Here is a 20,447-nt window from a genome sequence, read left to right as displayed (position 1 = left end):
CAAACGATTCCCACCACTCTAATTAGGGTCGACAGTAATGATCCCACAGATTTCTCAGGCACCTGGCGTCGTTCAGCTGGTGCTTAATTTTTTGCAGGCACTGGAGCAACAGGGTTTTACAGGTGATACCGCCACCAGCTACGCCGACAGGCTGACGATGGCGACCGATAACAGTATCTACCAGCTTCTTCCCGATGCCGTCGTTTTCCCGCGCTCTACCGCCGATGTGGCGCTCATCGCCCGCCTGGCGTCCCAGGAGCGCTTCGCGACTCTGGTCTTTACCCCTCGCGGCGGCGGTACGGGCACCAATGGGCAGGCGCTGAATCAGGGCATCATCATCGATATGTCCCGCTATATGAACCGCATCATTGAGATCAACCCTGAAGAGGGGTGGGTGCGCGTGGAGGCGGGGGTAATCAAAGATCGGCTGAATCAGTTCTTGAAACCGTATGGCTATTTTTTTGCCCCGGAGCTGTCCACCAGTAACCGCGCGACGATTGGCGGGATGATCAATACCGATGCCTCCGGGCAGGGCTCGCTGGTCTACGGTAAAACCTCCGATCACGTCATGGGCGTGCGGGCGGTGCTGCTGGGGGGCGATATTCTCGACACCCGGCCGATGCCGGTCGAGCTGGCCGAAACGCTGGCAAACGAGAGCACCACCAGCGGGCGCATTTATCGCACCGTGCTGGAGCGCTGCCGCGATAATCGCGAGCTGATCCTCGAAAAATTCCCTAAGCTCAACCGCTTCCTGACGGGCTACGACCTGCGTCACGTCTTTAATGACGATCTCAGCCAGTTCGATCTCACCCGCGTGCTGACCGGTTCAGAAGGCACGCTGGCCTTTATCACCGAAGCGCGGCTGGACATCACCCCGTTGCCGAAGGTGCGCCGCCTGGTAAACGTCAAATACAACTCCTTTGACTCGGCCCTGCGCAACGCGCCGTTTATGGTGGAGGCGCGGGCGCTGTCGGTGGAAACCGTCGATTCAAAAGTGCTGAATCTGGCGCGGGAAGATATCGTCTGGCATTCGGTGAGCGAACTGATTACCGACGTGCCGGATAAAGAGATGCTTGGCCTGAACATCGTCGAATTTGCCGGCGATGACGCAGAGCTCATCGAGAGCCAGGTAAATACCCTCTGCCAGCGTCTGGACGAGCTGATTGCTCAGGGCGAAGGCGGCGTCATTGGCTGGCAGCTGTGTAACGATCTCTCCGGCATTGAGCGTATCTACGCGATGCGTAAAAAGGCGGTGGGGCTGCTCGGCAACGCCAAAGGCGCGGCCAAGCCGATTCCGTTTGCGGAAGATACCTGCGTGCCGCCGGAGCACCTTGCGGATTACATCGTGGAGTTCCGGGCCCTGCTCGACGGCCATGGCCTGAGCTACGGCATGTTCGGACACGTTGACGCCGGCGTGCTGCACGTACGCCCGGCGCTGGACATGTGCGATCCGCAGCAGGAGATCCTGATGAAGGAGATCTCCGACGAGGTGGTTGCCCTCACCGCAAAATACGGCGGTTTGTTGTGGGGCGAGCACGGCAAGGGATTCCGCGCCGAGTACAGCCCGGCGTTCTTTGGCGAGCAGCTCTACGCCGAGCTGCGCAAGGTTAAAGCCGCGTTCGACCCGGATAACCGCCTCAATCCGGGTAAGATTTGCCCGCCGGAGGGCCTTGATGCGCCCATGCTGCAGGTAGACGCCGTTAAGCGCGGCACCTATGACCGCCAGATCCCGATTGCGGTCCGCTCCTCCTGGCGCGGCGCAATGGAGTGTAACGGCAACGGGCTGTGCTTCAACTTCGATGTGAAAAGCCCGATGTGTCCGTCAATGAAAATCACCAGCAACCGTATCCACTCCCCGAAAGGGCGTGCGACGCTGGTGCGCGAATGGCTGCGCCTGCTGGCCGATCGCGGCATCGATCCGCTCAGGCTGGAGCAGGAGCTGCCGGTAAAACGCGCCAGCCTGCGCGGGCTTATCGAACGCACCCGCAACAGCTGGCATGCGAATAAAGGCGAATACGATTTCTCGCACGAAGTGAAAGAGGCGATGTCCGGCTGCCTGGCATGCAAGGCGTGCTCGACCCAGTGTCCGATTAAAATTGACGTGCCGGAGTTCCGTTCGCGCTTCCTCCAGCTGTACCACACGCGCTATCTGCGCCCGATGCGCGATCATCTGGTGGCGACGGTGGAGAGCTACGCGCCGATAATGGCGCGCGCGCCGAAGACCTTTAACTTCTTTATCAATCAGCCGCTGGTGCGCAGGCTCTCTGAAAAACATATCGGCATGGTGGATCTGCCGCTGCTGTCAACGCCATCGTTGCAGCGCCGCCTGGTGGGACACCGCTCGGCGAACATGACCCTGGAACAGCTGGAAGCGTTAAGCCCGGAGCAGAGGGCGAAGGTAGTGCTGGTGGTGCAGGATCCGTTTACCAGCTATTACGACGCGCAGGTGGTGGCCGATTTTGTCCGCCTGGCCGAAAAAATCGGCTATCAGCCGGTCGTGCTGCCGTTCTCACCGAACGGCAAGGCGCAGCACATTAAGGGCTTCCTGACCCGCTTTGCGAAGACCGCGCGCAAGACCTCTGACTTCCTGAACCGCGTGGCGCAGCTCGGCATGCCGATGGTTGGGGTCGATCCGGCGCTGGTGCTCTGCTACCGGGATGAGTACAGGCAGACGCTCGGCGACAGGCGCGGTGATTTTCACGTCCTGCTGGTGCACGAATGGCTGCCTGGGGTGCTGGAACAAACGGCGCCTCAGGAAGCCAGCGGTGAACCCTGGTATCTGTTTGGGCACTGTACCGAAGTTACCGCGCTGCCGACGGCGCCTGCCCAGTGGGCGTCCATCTTTGCCCGCTTTGGCGCGAAGCTGGAAAGCGTCAGCGTGGGCTGCTGCGGTATGGCCGGAACCTACGGGCATGAAGTGAAAAACCACGCCAGCTCGCTCGGTATTTATGAGCTGTCCTGGCATCAGGCGATGCAGCGCCTGCCGCGCAACCGCTGTCTGGCCACGGGGTATTCCTGCCGCAGTCAGGTCAAACGCGTGGAGGGTAACGGCGTACGCCATCCGTTGCAGGCTTTACTGGAGATAATGGGATGATCTGGAAACGTGCGGTCACGCTGGAAGCCTTAAACGCCATGGGCGCGGAGAACATGGTCGGTTTGCTGGACATCCGCTTCACGCGCATTGGTGACGACGAGCTGGAAGCGACGATGCCGGTAGACGGCCGAACCCATCAACCGTTTGGCCTGTTGCACGGCGGCGCGTCCGTCGTGCTGGCCGAAACGCTGGGGTCGGTCGCGGGCTATCTGTGTACGGAAGGGGAGCAGAAGGTGGTGGGCCTGGAGGTTAATGCCAACCATATCCGCTCCGTTCGCAGTGGGCGCGTGCGCGGCGTCTGCCGCGCGCTGCACGCCGGAAGCCGTCATCAGGTGTGGCAGATTGATATTCTGGATGAGCAGGAGCGGCTGTGCTGTTCGTCCAGGCTAACGACGGCAGTTGTGTAAAGTTTCCAGATGTCTTGCTTTTGGTCAAAAATTAGCCACCCGGTTGTGATATACTGGTCGCGTTTTATACACAAGCGAGGACATCATGGATACTGAAATAACCCCAACACGACTGGCAATTGAATATTTACGTCGCGATAACAGCAACCTGTCTCCGGCACAGTACCTGAAAAAGCTGAAACAGCTTGAGCTGGAGTTTACGGACCTGCTGGCGCTCTCTTCAAACGAGCTGAAAGAAGAGATCTACTTTGCCTGGCGGTTGGGCGTTCACGTCCATTAAGCACTGAAGAAAAGGCCGCGAAGCGGCCTTTTTTGTCTCTGTAATTCAGTATCTGGCGGGAAGTTTGTTGATTTTAATGAGCCTGCCTTCTTCCATTTCGATGTATCCGCCCGTTTTCAGGTCGGCCAGAATGCGCATCACGCCGCTTCGGGACAGCTGGGTTTTATCTCTGATATACCTCTCTGCCGGCACGCTGCGCCGGTAGCTGTCGTCTTCCTCCATCAGCTTCATCAGCTGCTGGCGAATCATCTCGTAGGCCGTGGGCGCGCCTTTCGGCATAACGTTGTGGTAGAGGCGGTTATAGACGAACATCAGCTGGTTAGAGAGCAGCCCCCATAGCGCGTTCTCTTTGATGATTTCAGCTACCCGCTCTGTTGTGAGCACGCCGATCAGGCAGGGCGTCACCGTGCGAAGATAATCGTTGAAATAGACGTCATTGAGGTTTGCGAGGCCAAAAAGGGCGGGGCTGCGGGCCGTCGACAGCATCATATTGTCGCTTCTTCTGTATACCGCGACGGTTCCCTCAAGGATCAAATAACACATGCTCTGGCCGTTGACCTGGAGATCGAACTGCTCGCCGGGCCCGGATTTGTGCAGGGTGCAGTGCGGCCGTAAGTGAGAAATGAGCTCCTCTGCATAGGGAGATCCGCGATGCGATGGCTTATCAGACAACATAGCGTAAACCTGGAAAAAAACTGAACTCTCTATAGTGTCGCTCTTCTTTTACGCCTTCACCAGATCTAAATAGCGCGTCAGTACCTGCGGGGTAAGTGATGGATCGCTATCAGCACGCCACGCTCCATGGTGATGTATTTTCCCGTCCGCAGCTCCGCCAGGATCCGCATAATGCCGCTGCGCGACAGGTAGGTCCGGCTTTTGATATAGGCCGCAGCGGTAATACTCTGTCTTATTGCCTCCGGCTCCTGCATCAGCTCGACGAGCTGAAAGCGGATAATGTCGTAGGCCGACATCTGCGATATCTGGGCGCAATGCTCATAGACGCGCGATGCGGTATAGATCAGCAGGTTCGAGAAAGGCTCCCACAAATTTTGCTGCGCCACCACGCTGTTAAAGCGCTCCAGCGAAACGCTGGCCACTTCGGACGTTTCCAGCGCCCGGACGTACAGGTGTTCTGAAGAAAACTGGCTGCTCACGCCGAGAATAAATGGCGCTGATTCAGAATTTAACACGATGCCGTCACCGCGACGGTGCAGCGCAACGCTGCCGTGTAACAGCAAAAAGCACAGGCGGATCTCGCCGGAGTAATAATGAATAACGTCCCCTTTCGCCATAATGCGTCGTTCCGCATGGGGAAATACGCTGTCGATGATTTTTTCAATGTGCTTAACAGGTTTAGCGCCAGCCACCGTCGATATTTCCTTGACCGACTCAGGCGCGATTCGGGTGTTCATAAGAGACCTCACTCACTGGTGCGATCATTTTTTGATCGGTATAGAGAATTATCTTAAAAAACAGTGAGTCAGGGAACGTTTTCAGCGGGTCTAATTATAGACTCGGCCGTATTCAGGAATTAATTTATTGAATTATAGAATCTTTTAACTCAGGTCTAAAAGTAGACCGGGGAAAAGAATCTTACGTTATTTCTGCATGAATGTGTTTTGTTTTTGTTAAACGGAGGTCTACAGCTAGACCTTAAAATTGATTGTGCGCCGAAATAGAGTTGTATAAATTTTAACTCATCGACGGGCATTATTTTTTTTTGCCTGAATATAAGTGGTCAATAAAAGCGACACAGGACAGAGCACTATGAATAAAAATTTGATGATGGCAATGTTTGCGGCAGGTTCTTTACTGAGCATGACCAACGTTTTCGCCGCGGCCGGCACCGTTAATTTTAACGGTAATATTCTGGATTCCGCCTGCGACGTCGATGTGGCATCGCAGAATCAGGTAGTGGTATTGGGCGATTATAATAAAACGGAATTCTCGGCAGCGGGTGCCAGAACGGCGGCGACACAGTTCAATATTATTTTGAAAAACTGCCCGGTGACGGTCAACAGTGCAAAAGTACGTTTTGACGGTACGCCGGATCTAACCAATTCCAGCCTGCTGGCGGTGGATACCTCCCTGGCGGGCGCGGCAACAGGGGTGGCGATTAACCTGATGACGGCAGACAAAGCCGACCTGCCGTTACACGGCAGCAACGGCTATACCTACGCGCTCAGCAGCACGGCTGACAATACGCTGAACTTTTACGCGCAGTACGTTTCAACGGCGTCAGCGGTAACGGCTGGCCCCGCAAATTCTGTGGCTAATTTCTCCGTCGTCTATAACTGATTTTTCCTGACGGAAGCCTTGGGGGGCCGGTCTGGTCGGCCCCTTCGTTATTGAGGAATAAAATGCATTTTCTGAGTAAAACTGTCGTTGCCTGCGTATTTCTTTCTGTCGGTATTTCAGAGGTAAATGCTGGCGTGATAATTGGAGGGACGCGTGTCGTTTATGATGGCAATAAAAAGGAATCTTCTGTTAGCGTCACTAACCCGGACTCATCGCCTTATTTAATTCAGTCGTGGGTGGAATCGCAAAATGGGAGCGCTGAGAAAACGCCTTTTATTATTACGCCACCGCTGTATCGGCTTGATAAAGGGCAGCAAAACGTGGAGCGTATCGTATTAGCGGGTTCAGTTGCTCAGGATAAAGAGTCACTTTACTGGCTAAACATCAAATCTATTCCTGCTGCGTCGCGAAAAAATAACGCGCTGCAAATAGCGGTGAAAACACGCATTAAGCTGATTTACCGTCCAGCTGCGCTGAAAGGGGTCATTCCAGATGAGCTCGCAGATAATTTAACCTGGCGGCGTAGCGGGAGTCAGATTCAGGTAATTAACCCGACGAAGGTAGTCATGAATTTCAATGAAATCAGCATCAATGGTAAAAAGCTTGAGGACGTAACCTATGTGCTTCCAGGGGCTAGCGCGCGATTTGATTTGCCGAAAGGTATTACCGGTGAAACGGTAACCTTCAAAATTATAAACGATTACGGTGGTGTCGGAAAGGTACATAACGCCAGCCTTTGAAAGGCACTGTGACAGAACACCTATATTTCGTCCAGATGGAGCAACGTGGTGAATAAGCTTAATAAGCGGGCAGTTTTATTTAAACTGGCATCCCTTGCTTGTTTAATCGCTACTGCGCTTGCTTCAGCTACTTATGCAAATGAATATTTTAACCCAGAGTTGATAGAGCTTGATAATCCAGGCATGAAGGGTGCTGACCTCTCTGCGTTTGAGGCCGGCTCCCAGCTGCCCGGCACGTATCGGATTGATGTTCTTATCGGCGGGCAGATTGTCGATACGCGTGATATCAAATTCGACGCGGTAAAAAATGCAGAAGGCGAGACGATTTTGCAGCCCTGCCTGAGCGTGGCACTGCTCAACAGCTGGGGAATTAAAACCGGACTATTTCCCGATCTGGCTTCGGGGGGGGGAATGTGCAAAGCTATCGGCGATCCCTCAGGCTTCCACCGAGCTCGTTTTCAGTGCACAGCAGCTGGCGATCGGCATTCCACAGGCGGCGCTGTCAGCGCAGGCACGCGGATACGTGCCGCCAGAAATGTGGGATGAAGGGATCGCCGCTGCGCTGCTTAACTACAGCCTAAGCGGCTCGAATAACTGGGGACATGGCAGCAACGCTAACAGCCTGTACGCCAACCTGCGTTCCGGAATTAACGTCGGTCCATGGCGGATCCGCAATTATGCCACCTGGATCCGCGATAGCAACGGAAACCGAAAATGGGACAATGTCTACGTCTACGCTCAGCGGGCGATCGTTCCACTAAAAGCGCAGCTCACAACAGGGGACGGTGCCTCTCAGGCGGACGTTTACGACAGTATTCCCTTTCGCGGCGTGCAGCTTGCCTCTGACGACGACATGATGCCGGACTCATTGAAAGGCTATGCCCCAGTGGTGCGCGGTATTGCGCGTACCAATGCACAGGTGATCATTCACCAAAATGGCTATCAGATTTACCAGAGCGACGTGGCTCCCGGGGCCTTCGAAATTACTGACATCTATCCAACTGGAAGTGCGGGCGATCTCGATGTCACCGTGAAAGAGAGTGACGGCAGCGAGCAGCGCTTCAGCGTGGCCTTTGCTTCATTGCCGGTACTACAGCGAGAGGGGCGCTTCAAGTTTGCTATAACCGGAGGCCAGTACCGCTCCTCTAACAACGATGCAGATCAAACCCTGTTCAGCCAGTTGACGGGGATTTACGGCTTGCCGTATGGCCTGACCCTGTACGGCGGTTTCCAGGAGGCGAGTAAATATCATTCTCTGGCTGCCGGTATGGGTAAAAACCTGGGCGACTTTGGTGCCTTCTCAACGGATGTAACCCAGGCGTGGTCAACATTACAGAACATGCAGAGAAACAGCGGGCAGTCCTGGCGTATTCGCTACAGCAAGAACTTTGTCGGGACGGGAACCCATTTCGCCATTGCTGGCTACCGCTATTCAACCAGCGGCTACTACGGCATGCAGGAAGTCCTGGATAACTATAGTGACAATAGCGCATTACAGAATCGCCGTCGCAACCGCGCTGAGCTGACGATGAGCCAGAATATTGGTCAGAGCCTGGGGGGCGCTTACGCTTAGCGCCGTACGTGAAGATTACTGGAATTCAGATAAAACCATTGCGTCTTACGGCGCCGGGTATAACAACGCCTGGCAGAGCGTGAACTACGGAATCACCTATACCTTTAGTAAAAATGGCAGTACCGACAGCTACAGTCGTACAACCCGCTACGGCAAAGATCGGCAGATTGCATTGAGCGTAAGCATCCCATTAGAGGCTTTACTGCCGCGTACGTGGGTTAACTACAGCATAAACGCCAGCAAGAACAACGGCACTACGCACAGCGTTGGACTGAACGGCACTGCGCTTGAGAACAATGCTCTCAGCTGGAACGTGCAGCAAGGCCATGGAACCGATGCCGTGGGCTATACCGGAAACGCCAGCGTTGATTTCAAAGGCACCTATGGTGAGGCCTATGCTGGCTACGGTTATGACAAGGGTAGCGATCGTCTGAACTATGGATTACAGGGTGGAATAATTGCCCACGCCGACGGGGTTACCTTCTCGCAACCGCTGGGTGAGACCAGTGTGCTGGTAAAAGCACCCGGGGCGGTAGGGGTGAGTATCCAGAATCAGAGCGGGGCAAAAACCGACTGGCGGGGGTACACAGCAGTGAGCAACCTGACGCCGTACCGTAAGAACGACGTGGCGCTGAGGACCGATACGCTCCCGGATGACGTGGAGCTGGAGCTGACCAATAAGACAGTGATACCGACCCGTGGTGCGGTGGTAAGAGCGGATTATGTAGCAAAAGTGGGTATGCGGGTGTTAATGACGCTTCATCACCGCGGTGGAGAGCCTGTACCGTTTGGCGCTATCGCGACTGCCGCAAATAGCGAGAGCAGTTTTATCGTAGGGGATAAAGGGCAGGTTTATTTGACTGGATTGAGCCCAAACGGAACGTTGTTGGTTAAATGGGGTAATGAAGAGTCAGAGCAATGTCGGGTCAACTACAGAATCAATGAAAAAGATAAATTTACCGCTATTTCTGTCGTTGCTTTTAATTGTAGCTGAGGACGAATAATGTGTTATCAAAATAAACATAGGCTGCGTTGGCGATTTATTCCTTCATTCTTATGGTTATGTTCTGTGCCTGTTGAAGCAGACTGTAACTATCAGGGAGAGGGATTTGAACCAGCGCAACCGTTTAACATACAGCAGCCCGCGGTATACGTTCAACGTGACGCGCCAGCAGGAACCGTGATAAGTAGTTTTATTACCAATGGGACGGGTGATATCGATTATTGTACAGGCACGGGGACGATAACGTATGAGATGATTAAGTTTAGTAATCCTTCGGCAATACCTAACTATTATAATACGAATGTCCCCGGCGTTGGGATTAGCTTGAGGTTTACGTCTGCAGGTTGGTATTTTTCAAAAATCAGACAGTATTCAGTATTATCACCGACAATCACGGTTGTTGCTCCGCTGGAAGTCACTTTAATAAAGACGGGCGAAATCACCTCAGGCGCGATCGGTTCTGGATTACTGGCAAAGGCATATGGAGATGATGGAATTCAATCGTTAACGGTCAACTTTACAGGTAATCAGGTGACTCAACTAGCGTGTTCAATCACAACGCCTGATTTAAGTTTTCCTTTAGGCGATATTTCAGCAGCGAATTTTGGAAGTACGGTAGGTACAGTTCCATCTGGCGCGCAAAATACGCAGAATTTAGGCCTTGATTGCGACACCAACGCTAATATCAACGTCATGTTACAGGGCGCGCAAAACCCTGACGCAGGTGCCAGAAGCGTATTAGCCTTGACTGGACAGGGGAATGTGGATGTGGCGAAAGGTGTCGGCGTGCAATTATTATACAATGGGGCCCCGCTAGAGTTAAACAGCCGAATTGTTCTGAAACGATCTGCTGGTGGTCAGGAAACCTTTCCTGTAACCGCACGTTATTATCAGACTCAGCCTACTGTTACTACCGGTAAAGCTAACGCATCAGCAACCCTTGATTTAACGTACCAGTAATGGATAAAGCGATGAATATACTGCGCACGGTTGCGCACGCCGCCGTCTTAATTAGCTGTAGCGTATTTGCAGGGGAGAGCGTTAACGTCAGCGTTACCGGAAATATCGTTGCCTCCCCGTGTATCTTTAATGAAGGAAATAACAGTCTGGATATTAATCTGGGCAATATCCAGGCAACCAACCTGGCGATGCCGGGCTCAGCCTCGGATCCGGTGCCGTTCAGCCTCCGCTTCACCCGGTGCCCGCCGGGAACGCGCGGCGTGACGGTCTCGTTTACCGGCACCCCCGATCCCATGGCGGGCGCGGATTACTTCAGGAACAGCGGTTCGGCCACCGGCGTGGCGATTGCCATGCGTGACGCCGAAACCGGTACGCTGAAGGGAACAGGCTCCGCTATGAGCCAAACCGTTGCCGCAGACGGAACCGCGACCCTGCCCATGCAGGCCTCGGTGGTGTCCGTGGTCGGTGGCGTCACGCCGGGAAGCATCAGTGCAGTGGTTGTCATGACGATGCAGTACAACTGAGGCCGGTAAATAGCCTTCATAAAAGACGTGGGTATCAACGATGTTAACGATTCTGATTCAGGAAACCGATCTGTTTTTCCAGGCGGGGCTACGGTATTTTTTCGAAGATTTTTTTGCGCATAACTTTCATCATCGTATCCGCTTTAGCCTCGACCTGACTCATGACAACGTCAGCCAGGCCGATATCATCGTCCTTTCATTATGCCAGGGTGAGACGCTGACCTGTTTTCCAGAGCTGCTGTCCCGGCAAAAGGGGATTGTGATTGGGATGGTCGACGATGAGCTGCGATTTACCGCGTTGCCCTCCTGCTTTCAGGACATCATTTTCATTCCCCGCCGGGCATCGCTCGATCGTATTTGCGGCGCTCTGTTTATCGCCTGGTTCAGGACGCAGTTACCGGACTACGCCTGGAGTAAAAAATCCTGCTTTGAGTGCAGGCATAAGGATTTATCCCGGCAGCAGATTCGTATTATGGTGAATTTTTACCGGGGGCTTTCGGTTGTGCAAACCGCAAGCGCGCTAAAGATGAGCGACAAAACGGTCTTTACCCACAAATATATGATGATGCAGAAGTTTAACCTGCGAAGTGATTTCGGGCTGGTGGTATTGCTGAGACGGATGATGGAGAAAAAGAGCCGTCCGAACCTGCTTCGTGATTATCTGGAAAATAATCGGGCCTGATGGGGGGGCTGAAACGCCTGCGCTTTTGCTGAGCTATGCGGCTATGATGTGTGGTCAGAACAAGAGGCTCGCTGTGCGAGCCTTCAGAATGTGGTATCAGTAACCAGGCGGGATAATTACAGATCGTCCATGGTATAGCCGACAACGATTTCCAGCGTCTTACGGATCACGTCCGCCTTAACGACATCATCGGTAGTTTCCAGCGTCTGGATCAGCCAGAGGATGATCGCCTTGTTGGTCAGATGACCTTCGGAGGCGAGAACACAACGTACCGCAGTTGAAAAAATGGCAGATTCTTCAGCAAAGCGATCGCCGGCGTGGCGGAAATATTCCGACAACGCGCTATCTAAAAAGGCGGAATGGTATTCGGGTTGAAGCTGAATATTTTGTCTCATTTGTTCTCACCGTAGCTGTGAAGTAGAAGTCAATGTATCTTTTTGGAATCGGACGGTTTTCCATTACCAAATAAGGGCACTACATTGTCTTGTTTAGACTGGAGAGTTCCCTCTCTCTCTGTTCGTCCTTGCGCGGTTCTGCGACCTTTAAAAGCGACCGTGTCTGAGCTGATTTCAGCTATTACCGTCGCCAGCGTCTCCCGCCGCCGGGGATCCGTTTCATATGTCTGCATGTCGCGCAGCCGCTCAATCAACCCACCGGACGTCACGGATCCTCGCTCCTTCAGAAGTGAAAGAACGGCTTCTCCAATAAGCAGGTCGATAAGTTTGTCTGCGTCTGTGCTGTTCATAACATTAACGTTCGAACAGCAGACCGAGCAGCATGTGATAATGTTGTTCCTCTTCCGGGCCATCGGCCTTTTCGAGTCGGCTCAAAAGTTTGGTGCAGAGCGATTTGCGGTTGAGATTCCGCCCGTCGCTAAGAATTTCAACAACAACCTGACCCAGCGTTTCCTGCTGGGTTGGCAGCGCGGCTTTTTCGAAGTACTGCGCAATGGCTGCTGCTGAGTCTGCGACGTAACCATTCTGGTGCATGTTTCGCTCCTGTAAAAATCTGTAATCAGTAACGTTACATTTAAGGTATACATAATTTTCAAATCTGTACATTTAAAATGTACAATTTTTTAAACATTTTATAATATATTTTATAAACTCTTTATTTATCAATGTCTTGCTTCTAGATAATTTTAAGCGTCTACCCGAGAATATATTGTACAATCCGAAGCGGAGACCTGGAGTTGTACAAACTGCCAAATGTTACCTGGATGCTGTTTAACTCATTGAGATGTAAATTATTTGTTGGGCAATAAATATGCTATAACAGAGCGCTATCCACGAGCTTCGTGGTCACCCCCTCTATCTTCAGGATTAGCATGCTAACGACCATCATTTACCGCAGCCATATCTGCGAGGACGTTCCAGTGAAAGCGCTGGAGGACATGGTAGCTGCTGCAAATTGTAGAAATCGCCAGTTCGATGTGACGGGGATTTTGCTGTTTAACGGCACCCACTTTTTCCAGTTACTGGAAGGGCCCGCTGAAAACGTCAGGGAAATCTATCAGCTCATCTGCCAGGATCCGCGACACCACAACGTGGTCGAGCTGCTGAGCGATCACGGCCCCTTACGACGGTTTGGCAACGCCGGTATGGAGCTTTTTGACCTTCGTCAGTACGACACGGACGAAGTGCTGCAACAGGTGCTTGATAAAGGCACGACAAAGTATCAGCTGACCTACAACGACCGTGCCCTGCAGTTTTTCCGCACGTTCGTTGAGGCGACTGAAAAAGCGAACTATTTTGAGCTGCCTCCGGCAGACTCCTGGGATTTTGTCAGCGAAGAGACGGCGCTGTCGTCCCAGCCCGCGGTCGTGCCAAAGGGGGGCGGAGTGTAGCTTCGCGTTCCAGCCTATCGTCGATCCCTTTATGCAGCAGGTGGTGTCCTGGGAAGCGCTGATCCGCACGCCTGACGGTGATTCCCCTGAAGCTTACTTTGCTAACCAGTCGAGCGAGGCGCTGTACGACTCGGATCTGAAAAGCAAGCAGGTGGCGCTGTCGATGGCCAGCGCGCTGGGCTTGCAGGATCAAACGCTGTGCATCAACCTGCTGCCGATGACGCTGGTGAACGTTCCCGGTGCCGTGGATTTTTTACTTACGGCAATCGAGGCGAACGGATTTGTGCCGGAGCAGATTGTGGTCGAATTTACCGAGCGTGAGGCGATCTCGCGTTTCGAAGAGTTTACCAGTGCGGTCCGGCAGCTCAAAAGCGCCGGCATCAGCGTGGCCATCGATCACTTTGGGGCCGGATTTGCCGGGCTACAGCTGCTTGCCGAGTTCCAGCCGGACAGAATTAAGATTAATCGTGATTTAATCGCTAACGTACACAAGAGCGGCCCGCGTCAGGCCATCGTGCAGGCGATAATCAAGTGCTGCGCCTCGCTGGAGATCCAGTTCTGTGCCGTAGGCGTCGAGCTGGCGGAAGAGTGGATGTGGCTGGAGTCTGCCGGGATTTCTCAGTTCCAGGGACACCTGTTTGCCAGCCCGCGCATTGGCGGTATTCCGGCGATTGCGTGGCCTGAGAAAAAGTTCGATTTTTAAAAACTTGTACTGAACCCGCAAGAGTTACCTGTACGTACGGCAAAATTTATACAACAATATATTAACGAGTGAATGGCTCATTGAGCCATTCACTTGCTCAGAACGAGGAGTTAGTTATACAAATGGTTTGTACAATCTGATAAGGTTGGTTAGGTTAGGTATGGAAGTATTGAGCGTGAGGGAGTTAATGGCCTATTACAGTATCGGCGAAGTGGCCGAACGATGCGGTATCAACCCCGTTACGCTGCGTGCCTGGCAGCGCCGTTATGGATTGTTGAAGCCGCAGCGCAGCGAAGGGGGTCATCGTCAGTTTGACGATGAGGATATCCTGCGTATCGAAGAGATCAAACGCCTGATGAAAACGGGCATTTCGGTCGGCAAAGTAAAAGCCCTTCTTGAAAATAAAGAAGTGATGACGCAGGGGAACTGGGCATCCTTCCAGGAAGAGATGTTGACCGTTCTGCGCTATGCCAGCCCGGCAAAGCTGCGCGCCAAAATTGGCGAGTTCCGCCGCGACCATGCGATGGACGCCCTGATCGATAACATCATTACCCCGGTACGACAGCGAATGAACCAGGATCAGAATACGGTGCGCCATATGGCGAGCCTGCTCGACGGCGTCCTGATCGAATTTGCCGTCACAAGCCTGCTGGACGCGCGAAAAAAAGCGGGTAAAGACGCGCTGCTGGTAGGGTGGGAATGCGACGACCGTACGCACCTGTGGCTGGAAGCGGCGCGTCTTGCGGGTAAAGGCTGGCACATTGACGTACTGGCTGAACCGATTGATTCTCCGCGCCCGGAACTCTTCCCGGGGCAAAAAATCTTCGTCTGGACAGGTAAAGCGCCGACGCCTCGCCAGCAGGAACAGCTCGACCACTGGCGTGAACAGGGCTTTGCGGTATCGTTCCACCACTAAATTAAGGGGGTCCGTCAGGGCCTTTTTTGTTTAAGCATTTCCTTCTTCAGTCCTGAACAATATCTATCTCAAAAATAGGTATTTTCAATGCATTTTTTCTTTTTGCCTGCCACGCCACGATCTTTCTGATGAAATGCATTATTTATCAATGCATTGAACAAATATAACCATCCCATCCGCATCCCGTCACAGGGTCTATGCTTAATGAAAGTAGCCAAAAAGGGCGGTTTAGCCCAAAGCCCCTGCTCGCAGGGGGTTGAAGTGATAATCGTTATCACTAACATGGTGTTATGCCCTGGTGGCTTATCAGATGAGGTGGACCTATGGAACTGCATTCAGAAACCTTCAATCCGGCCGATTTCGCCTGGCGTGGCTTAACGCTCACGCCTGCGGCAGCGGCCCACATACACGAGCTGGTGGGGAAAAACCCCGATATCCTCGGCGTGCGCCTGGGCGTTAAGCAGACCGGCTGCGCGGGCTTTGGCTACGTGCTGGACACCGTTACCGAGCCCGAAAAAGATGACCTGGTCTTTGAAACCGACGGAGCAAAACTCTACGTCGCGCTTCAGGCCATGCCGTTTATCGACGGAACTGAAGTCGATTACGTTCGGGAAGGTTTAAACCAGTTATTCAAATTTCATAACCCGAAAGCCCAGAACGAATGCGGCTGCGGCGAAAGCTTTGGGGTATAGGCGGTACTATGTCTCGTAATACTGAAGCAACGAGTGATGTAAACACCTGGAGCGGCGGACACCTCAACTATAAAGAGGGTTTCTTCACGCAGCTGCAAACCGACGAGCTGGCGAAAGGCATCAATGAAGACGTCGTGCGCGCCATTTCGGCCAAGCGTAACGAGCCGGAGTGGATGCTGGAATTTCGCCTCAGCGCCTTCCGCGCCTGGCTGGAGATGGACGAACCACACTGGCTTAAGGCGCACTATGACAAGCTGAACTATCAGGATTACAGCTATTACTCCGCGCCATCCTGCGGCAGCTGTGATGACACCTGCGCGTCGCAGCCCGGTGCGGTACAGCAAACGGGCGCGGATAACAGCTTCCTGAGCAAAGAGGTGGAAGAGGCGTTTAACCAGCTCGGCGTGCCCGTGCGTGAGGGTAAAGAGGTGGCGGTGGATGCCATCTTTGACTCCGTATCGGTGGCAACGACCTACCGTGAAAAGCTGGCGGAGCAGGGGATCATTTTCTGCTCCTTCGGCGAAGCCATTCACGACCACCCGGAGCTGGTGAAAAAGTATATCGGCACCGTGGTACCGAGTAACGACAACTTCTTTGCGGCGCTCAACGCGGCGGTAGCCTCAGACGGCACCTTTATCTACGTGCCGAAAGGGGTGCGCTGCCCGATGGAGCTATCGACCTATTTCCGCATCAACGCGGAAAAAACCGGCCAGTTTGAACGCACCATTCTGGTGGCGGACGAAGGCAGCTACGTCAGCTACATTGAAGGCTGTTCCGCGCCGGTACGCGACAGCTACCAGCTGCACGCGGCGGTGGTGGAAGTCATCATCCATAAAGACGCGGAAGTGAAATACTCCACGGTGCAGAACTGGTTCCCGGGCGACGGCAATACCGGCGGGATCCTGAACTTCGTCACCAAGCGCGCGCTGTGCGAAGGCGAAAACAGCAAGATGTCCTGGACGCAGTCAGAAACCGGCTCCGCCATTACCTGGAAATACCCGAGCTGCATTCTGCGCGGGGATAACTCCATCGGTGAGTTTTACTCCGTGGCCCTGACCAGCGGACATCAGCAGGCCGATACCGGCACCAAGATGATCCACATTGGTAAAAACACCAAATCGACCATCATCTCCAAAGGTATCTCCGCCGGGCACAGCCAGAACAGCTATCGCGGGCTGGTGAAAATTATGCCGACGGCCACCAACGCGCGTAACTTCACCCAGTGCGACTCGATGCTGATTGGTGCCGACTGCGGGGCGCATACCTTCCCGTACGTCGAGTGCCGCAACAACAGCGCCCAGCTTGAGCACGAGGCCACCACGTCGCGCATAGGTGAAGACCAGCTTTTCTACTGCCTGCAGCGCGGGATAAGTGAAGAAGATGCGATTTCAATGATTGTTAACGGCTTCTGTAAGGACGTGTTCTCTGAACTGCCGCTGGAATTTGCCGTTGAAGCCCAGAAACTCCTCGCCATTAGTCTTGAACACAGCGTCGGTTAAGGAAAGCACATGTTAAGCATTAAAGATTTACAGGTTAGCGTGGAAGAAAAAGCCATCCTGCGTGGCCTTAATTTTGACGTTAAGCCGGGTGAAGTTCACGCCATTATGGGGCCAAACGGCTCCGGGAAAAGCACGCTTTCAGCGACGCTGGCGGGACGCGAAGATTATGAAGTCACCCACGGCTCCGTTGAGTTTAACGGTAAAGATCTGCTGGAGATGTCGCCGGAGGAGCGAGCCGGTGAGGGGATCTTCATGGCCTTCCAGTATCCGGTAGAAATTCCGGGCGTCAGTAACCAGTTCTTCCTGCAAACCGCGCTGAACGCGGTGCGCAAGTATCGCGGCCTGGAGGCGCTGGATCGCTTTGATTTCCAGGACCTGATGGAAGAGAAGATCGGGCTGCTGAAAATGCCGGAAGATCTGCTGACCCGCTCGGTGAACGTGGGTTTCTCCGGCGGTGAGAAAAAGCGCAACGATATACTCCAGATGGCGGTGCTTGAGCCGGAGCTGTGCATTCTCGACGAGACCGACTCCGGTCTGGATATCGATGCCCTGAAGATCGTCGCTGACGGGGTGAACTCCCTGCGCGACGGCAAACGGTCATTCATTATCGTCACCCACTATCAGCGCATTCTGGATTACATCAAGCCCGACTACGTCCACGTGCTTTACCAGGGGCGCATTGTGAAATCCGGCGACTTTACGCTGGTTAAACAACTGGAGGAGCAGGGTTATGGCTGGCTTACCGAACAGCAGTAATGCACTCCAGCAGTGGCACCGGCTGTTTGAAGCGCAGGGCGAATCGCGTTCTGAACAGGCTCAGCACCATCTTCAGCAGATGCTGCGTCTCGGCCTGCCTACGCGCAAGCATGAAAACTGGAAATATACTCCGCTGGACGGCCTGCTGAACGGCGAGTTTGTTACGCGTCTGGCGCAGGTTAGCCCTGACAGGCGCGACGCGCTGGCGGTAAGCGTGGATGCCGTGCGTCTGGTGTTTGTCGACGGCCAGTTCCGGGCCGAGCTGAGCGATAGCGTGCAGGACAGCGGGTTCGATATCGAGATTAACGACGAGCGCCAGAGCCTGAGCGCCCCGGTTCAGCCTGAGGTCTTTCTGCATCTGACCGAGAGCCTGTCCAGGAGCGTGACGCATATTCGGGTGAAGCGTAACCAGCGCCCGGCGAAGCCGCTGCTGCTGATGCACATCACGCAGGGCGTTGAGGGTGACGAGATCAACACCGCCCACTATCGCCATCATCTTGAGCTGGCAGAAGGGGCGGAGGCGACGGTAATCGAGCATTACGTCAGCCTTAACGATACCCGTCACTTCACCGGCTCGCGCCTGACGATGAACGTGGCCGCCAATGCTCAGCTTCACCATATCAAGCTGGCGTTTGAGAATCCGCTCAGCCACCACTTTGCCCACAACGATGTGCTGCTTGGCCAGGATGCCGCGGCGTACAGCCACAGCTTCCTGCTCGGCGGGGCGGTGTTGCGCCACAATACCAGCACCCGGCTGAACGGAGAAAACACCACGCTGCGCATTAACAGCCTGGCGATGCCGGTCAAATCGGAAGTGTGCGACACGCGTACCTGGCTTGAGCACAACAAAGGTTTCTGCAACAGCCGCCAGCTGCACAAAACCATCGTCAGCGACAAAGGACGTGCGGTGTTTAACGGTTTGATCAACGTGGCGCAGCACGCCATCAAAACCGACGGGCAGATGACCAACAATAACCTTCTGCTGGGGCGTCTGGCGGAAGTCGACACTAAGCCGCAGCTGGAGATCTACGCCGACGACGTGAAGTGCAGCCATGGCGCGACGGTCGGGCGCATTGACGATGAGCAGATGTTCTACCTGCGCTCGCGCGGAATAGACCAGCAGGCGGCGCAAAAGATGATTATTTACGCCTTTGCGGCCGAGCTGACGGAAGCGCTGCCCGATGGCGCACTTAAACAGCAGGTGCTGGCCCGCATCGGCCAGCGTCTGCCTGGAGGCGAAGCATGACGTTCCCCGTAGAGAAGATCCGGGCAGATTTTCCGGTGCTCACCCGTGAGGTAAACGGCCTGCCGCTGGCCTATCTCGACAGTGCGGCCAGCGCGCAAAAACCGAACCAGGTGGTGGATGCGGAAGCGGAATTTTACCGCCACGGTTATGCGGCGGTGCACCGCGGTATTCACACCCTGAGCGCCGAAGCGACGCAGCGCATGGAAAACGTGCGTACGCAGGCGGCGGCCTTCCTCAACGCGCGTTCGGCGGAAGAGCTGGTGTTCGTACGCGGGACCACCGAAGGGATCAACCTGGTGGCCAACAGCTGGGGCACTGCGCAGGTGCGTGCGGGTGACAACATCATCATCACCCAGATGGAGCACCACGCCAACATCGTGCCGTGGCAGATGCTCTGTGAGCGCGTGGGGGCACAGCTGCGGACGATCCCGCTGAACGAAGACGGCACGCTGCAGCTGGAGCAGCTGGATGCACTGCTGGACGACAGGACGCGGCTGGTGGCCGTAACCCACGTTTCAAACGTGCTGGGGACGGAAAACCCGGTGGCGCAGATCGTCGATAAGGCCCACCAGGCTGGCGCGAAGGTGCTGATTGACGGGGCGCAGGCGGTTATGCACCATGCGGTAGACGTTCAGGCGCTGGACTGCGATTTCTACGTCTTCTCGGGCCACAAGCTCTATGGCCCGACGGGCATCGGGGTGCTGTACGTAAAAGAGGACATTCTCCAGGCCATGCCGCCGTGGGAAGGGGGAGGGTCGATGATCGCCACCGTCAGCCTGACGGAAGGCACAACCTACGCCCGCGCGCCGTGGCGCTTTGAGGCAGGTACGCCAAACACGGGCGGGATTGTCGGGCTGGGAGCGGCCCTTAGCTACGTCTCTGAAGCGGGGCTGGAGGCTATTCAGGAGTACGAGCGGCAGCTGATGCAGTACGCCCTGCACGAGCTTGCCGGCGTCCCGGATTTAACCTTATACGGCCCGGCAGACCGTCTTGGCGTAATAGCGTTTAACCTCGGGAAGCATCACGCCTACGATGTGGGCAGTTTCCTCGATAATTACGGCGTCGCCGTGCGCACAGGGCACCACTGCGCAATGCCACTGATGGCCTTTTATCAGGTGCCCGCGATGTGCCGCGCGTCGCTGGTGATGTACAACACAATGGAAGAGGTCGACAGGCTGGTGGCGGGACTAAAACGTATTCACCAGCTGCTTGGCTAACGGAGAGGCGA

At 54.5% G+C, this 20,447-nt stretch carries 19 protein-coding genes and 2 pseudogenes; 16 read left to right on the top strand and 5 right to left on the bottom strand.

Translation table 11 applies throughout. The features are described from left to right. Positions 1 to 37: 37 nt before the first annotated feature. The 3 genes from ydiJ to HWQ14_RS18100 all read left to right on the top strand — a co-directional run bounded on the left by ydiJ (position 38) and on the right by HWQ14_RS18100 (position 3,781). Positions 38 to 3,094: a D-2-hydroxyglutarate dehydrogenase YdiJ gene (gene ydiJ, locus HWQ14_RS18110; protein ID WP_176610550.1), complete on the top strand. Its 3,057-nt coding sequence runs from the start codon at positions 38 to 40 to the stop codon at positions 3,092 to 3,094. Next, positions 3,091 to 3,501, top strand: a complete 411-nt coding sequence (menI, locus tag HWQ14_RS18105) for a 1,4-dihydroxy-2-naphthoyl-CoA hydrolase (protein WP_176610549.1) — start codon at positions 3,091 to 3,093, stop codon at positions 3,499 to 3,501. The genes ydiJ and menI overlap by 4 nt, the downstream gene beginning before the upstream one ends. 85 nt (positions 3,502 to 3,586) lie before the next feature. Further along, positions 3,587 to 3,781, top strand: coding sequence for a YdiH family protein (locus HWQ14_RS18100; protein ID WP_148419009.1), 195 nt, complete (start codon positions 3,587 to 3,589; stop codon positions 3,779 to 3,781). Positions 3,782 to 3,826: 45 nt separating this feature from the next. Here HWQ14_RS18100 and HWQ14_RS18095 read toward each other — a convergent pair whose 3' ends face one another. Together HWQ14_RS18095 and HWQ14_RS18090 are read right to left on the bottom strand one after the other, a co-directional pair. Then, entirely contained in the window at positions 3,827 to 4,456 is a 630-nt protein-coding gene (locus HWQ14_RS18095) for a helix-turn-helix domain-containing protein (RefSeq protein WP_176610548.1), read from the bottom strand. Positions 4,457 to 4,533: 77 nt separating this feature from the next. Continuing rightward, a complete protein-coding gene (locus HWQ14_RS18090; RefSeq protein WP_176610547.1) occupies positions 4,534 to 5,193 on the bottom strand; it encodes a winged helix-turn-helix transcriptional regulator in 660 nt (219 codons plus the stop codon). A 355-nt stretch (positions 5,194 to 5,548) separates the two neighbouring features. Between HWQ14_RS18090 and HWQ14_RS18085 the strand changes: the two genes are divergently transcribed. The 6 genes and pseudogenes from HWQ14_RS18085 to HWQ14_RS18060 all read left to right on the top strand — a co-directional run bounded on the left by HWQ14_RS18085 (position 5,549) and on the right by HWQ14_RS18060 (position 11,561). Then, positions 5,549 to 6,079, top strand: a complete 531-nt coding sequence (locus tag HWQ14_RS18085) for a fimbrial protein (RefSeq protein WP_176610546.1) — start codon at positions 5,549 to 5,551, stop codon at positions 6,077 to 6,079. 62 nt (positions 6,080 to 6,141) lie between these two features. After that, positions 6,142 to 6,819, top strand: coding sequence for a fimbrial biogenesis chaperone (locus tag HWQ14_RS18080; RefSeq protein WP_176610545.1), 678 nt, complete (start codon positions 6,142 to 6,144; stop codon positions 6,817 to 6,819). 48 nt (positions 6,820 to 6,867) lie between these two features. Then, positions 6,868 to 9,386: pseudogene (locus HWQ14_RS18075) on the top strand (fimbria/pilus outer membrane usher protein). A 9-nt stretch (positions 9,387 to 9,395) separates the two neighbouring features. Continuing rightward, entirely contained in the window at positions 9,396 to 10,355 is a 960-nt protein-coding gene (locus HWQ14_RS18070; protein WP_176610544.1) for a fimbrial protein, read from the top strand. An 11-nt stretch (positions 10,356 to 10,366) separates the two neighbouring features. Then, positions 10,367 to 10,879, top strand: a complete 513-nt coding sequence (locus HWQ14_RS18065; protein WP_176610543.1) for a fimbrial protein — start codon at positions 10,367 to 10,369, stop codon at positions 10,877 to 10,879. A 40-nt stretch (positions 10,880 to 10,919) separates the two neighbouring features. Continuing rightward, on the top strand, positions 10,920 to 11,561 hold the full coding sequence (locus HWQ14_RS18060; protein WP_176610542.1) for a helix-turn-helix transcriptional regulator: 642 nt from the start codon (positions 10,920 to 10,922) through the stop codon (positions 11,559 to 11,561). 116 nt (positions 11,562 to 11,677) lie between these two features. Here the strand turns inward: HWQ14_RS18060 and HWQ14_RS18055 are convergent, their stop codons facing one another. Genes HWQ14_RS18055 through ycgZ form a run of 3 tightly spaced genes read right to left on the bottom strand, consistent with a single transcriptional unit; the run spans position 11,678 to position 12,550 of the window. Further along, the gene (locus tag HWQ14_RS18055; protein ID WP_022647868.1) at positions 11,678 to 11,956 is read right to left on the bottom strand and encodes a biofilm/acid-resistance regulator YmgB/AriR; all 279 of its coding nucleotides are present in this window, start codon (positions 11,954 to 11,956) and stop codon (positions 11,678 to 11,680) included. A 29-nt stretch (positions 11,957 to 11,985) separates the two neighbouring features. After that, positions 11,986 to 12,306 (bottom strand): hypothetical protein, encoded by a 321-nt coding sequence (locus HWQ14_RS18050; RefSeq protein ID WP_176610541.1) that lies wholly within the window; start codon positions 12,304 to 12,306, stop codon positions 11,986 to 11,988. A 4-nt stretch (positions 12,307 to 12,310) separates the two neighbouring features. Further along, entirely contained in the window at positions 12,311 to 12,550 is a 240-nt protein-coding gene (gene ycgZ, locus HWQ14_RS18045; protein ID WP_148418990.1) for a regulatory protein YcgZ, read from the bottom strand. Positions 12,551 to 12,888: 338 nt separating this feature from the next. Here ycgZ and HWQ14_RS18040 point away from each other — a divergent pair. The 7 genes and pseudogenes from HWQ14_RS18040 to sufS all read left to right on the top strand — a co-directional run bounded on the left by HWQ14_RS18040 (position 12,889) and on the right by sufS (position 20,436). Next, a pseudogene (locus HWQ14_RS18040) lies at positions 12,889 to 14,110 on the top strand (diguanylate phosphodiesterase). Between the two features lie 187 nt (positions 14,111 to 14,297). Continuing rightward, the gene (locus HWQ14_RS18035) at positions 14,298 to 15,026 is read left to right on the top strand and encodes a MerR family transcriptional regulator (protein ID WP_148418987.1); all 729 of its coding nucleotides are present in this window, start codon (positions 14,298 to 14,300) and stop codon (positions 15,024 to 15,026) included. Positions 15,027 to 15,349: 323 nt separating this feature from the next. Beyond that, positions 15,350 to 15,718 carry a Fe-S cluster assembly scaffold SufA gene (sufA, locus tag HWQ14_RS18030; RefSeq protein WP_148418983.1) on the top strand — a complete coding sequence of 123 codons (369 nt, stop codon included), beginning with the start codon at positions 15,350 to 15,352 and terminating at the stop codon, positions 15,716 to 15,718. 8 nt (positions 15,719 to 15,726) lie between these two features. Further along, positions 15,727 to 17,217, top strand: a complete 1,491-nt coding sequence (gene sufB / locus HWQ14_RS18025; RefSeq protein WP_148418981.1) for a Fe-S cluster assembly protein SufB — start codon at positions 15,727 to 15,729, stop codon at positions 17,215 to 17,217. 9 nt (positions 17,218 to 17,226) lie between these two features. After that, positions 17,227 to 17,973 carry a Fe-S cluster assembly ATPase SufC gene (gene sufC / locus HWQ14_RS18020; protein WP_176610540.1) on the top strand — a complete coding sequence of 249 codons (747 nt, stop codon included), beginning with the start codon at positions 17,227 to 17,229 and terminating at the stop codon, positions 17,971 to 17,973. Continuing rightward, positions 17,948 to 19,219 (top strand): Fe-S cluster assembly protein SufD, encoded by a 1,272-nt coding sequence (sufD, locus tag HWQ14_RS18015; protein ID WP_176610539.1) that lies wholly within the window; start codon positions 17,948 to 17,950, stop codon positions 19,217 to 19,219. The genes sufC and sufD overlap by 26 nt, the downstream gene beginning before the upstream one ends. Further along, complete coding sequence (gene sufS, locus HWQ14_RS18010) at positions 19,216 to 20,436, top strand: cysteine desulfurase SufS (protein ID WP_176610538.1); 1,221 nt, start codon at positions 19,216 to 19,218, stop codon at positions 20,434 to 20,436. The genes sufD and sufS overlap by 4 nt, the downstream gene beginning before the upstream one ends. Positions 20,437 to 20,447: the final 11 nt, after the last annotated feature.

Origin of the sequence: Enterobacter cloacae (genome assembly GCF_013375935.1) — a bacterium.
GTDB lineage: Bacteria > Pseudomonadota > Gammaproteobacteria > Enterobacterales > Enterobacteriaceae > Enterobacter > Enterobacter pasteurii.
This window is presented reverse-complemented; position numbering and strand designations above follow the sequence as displayed.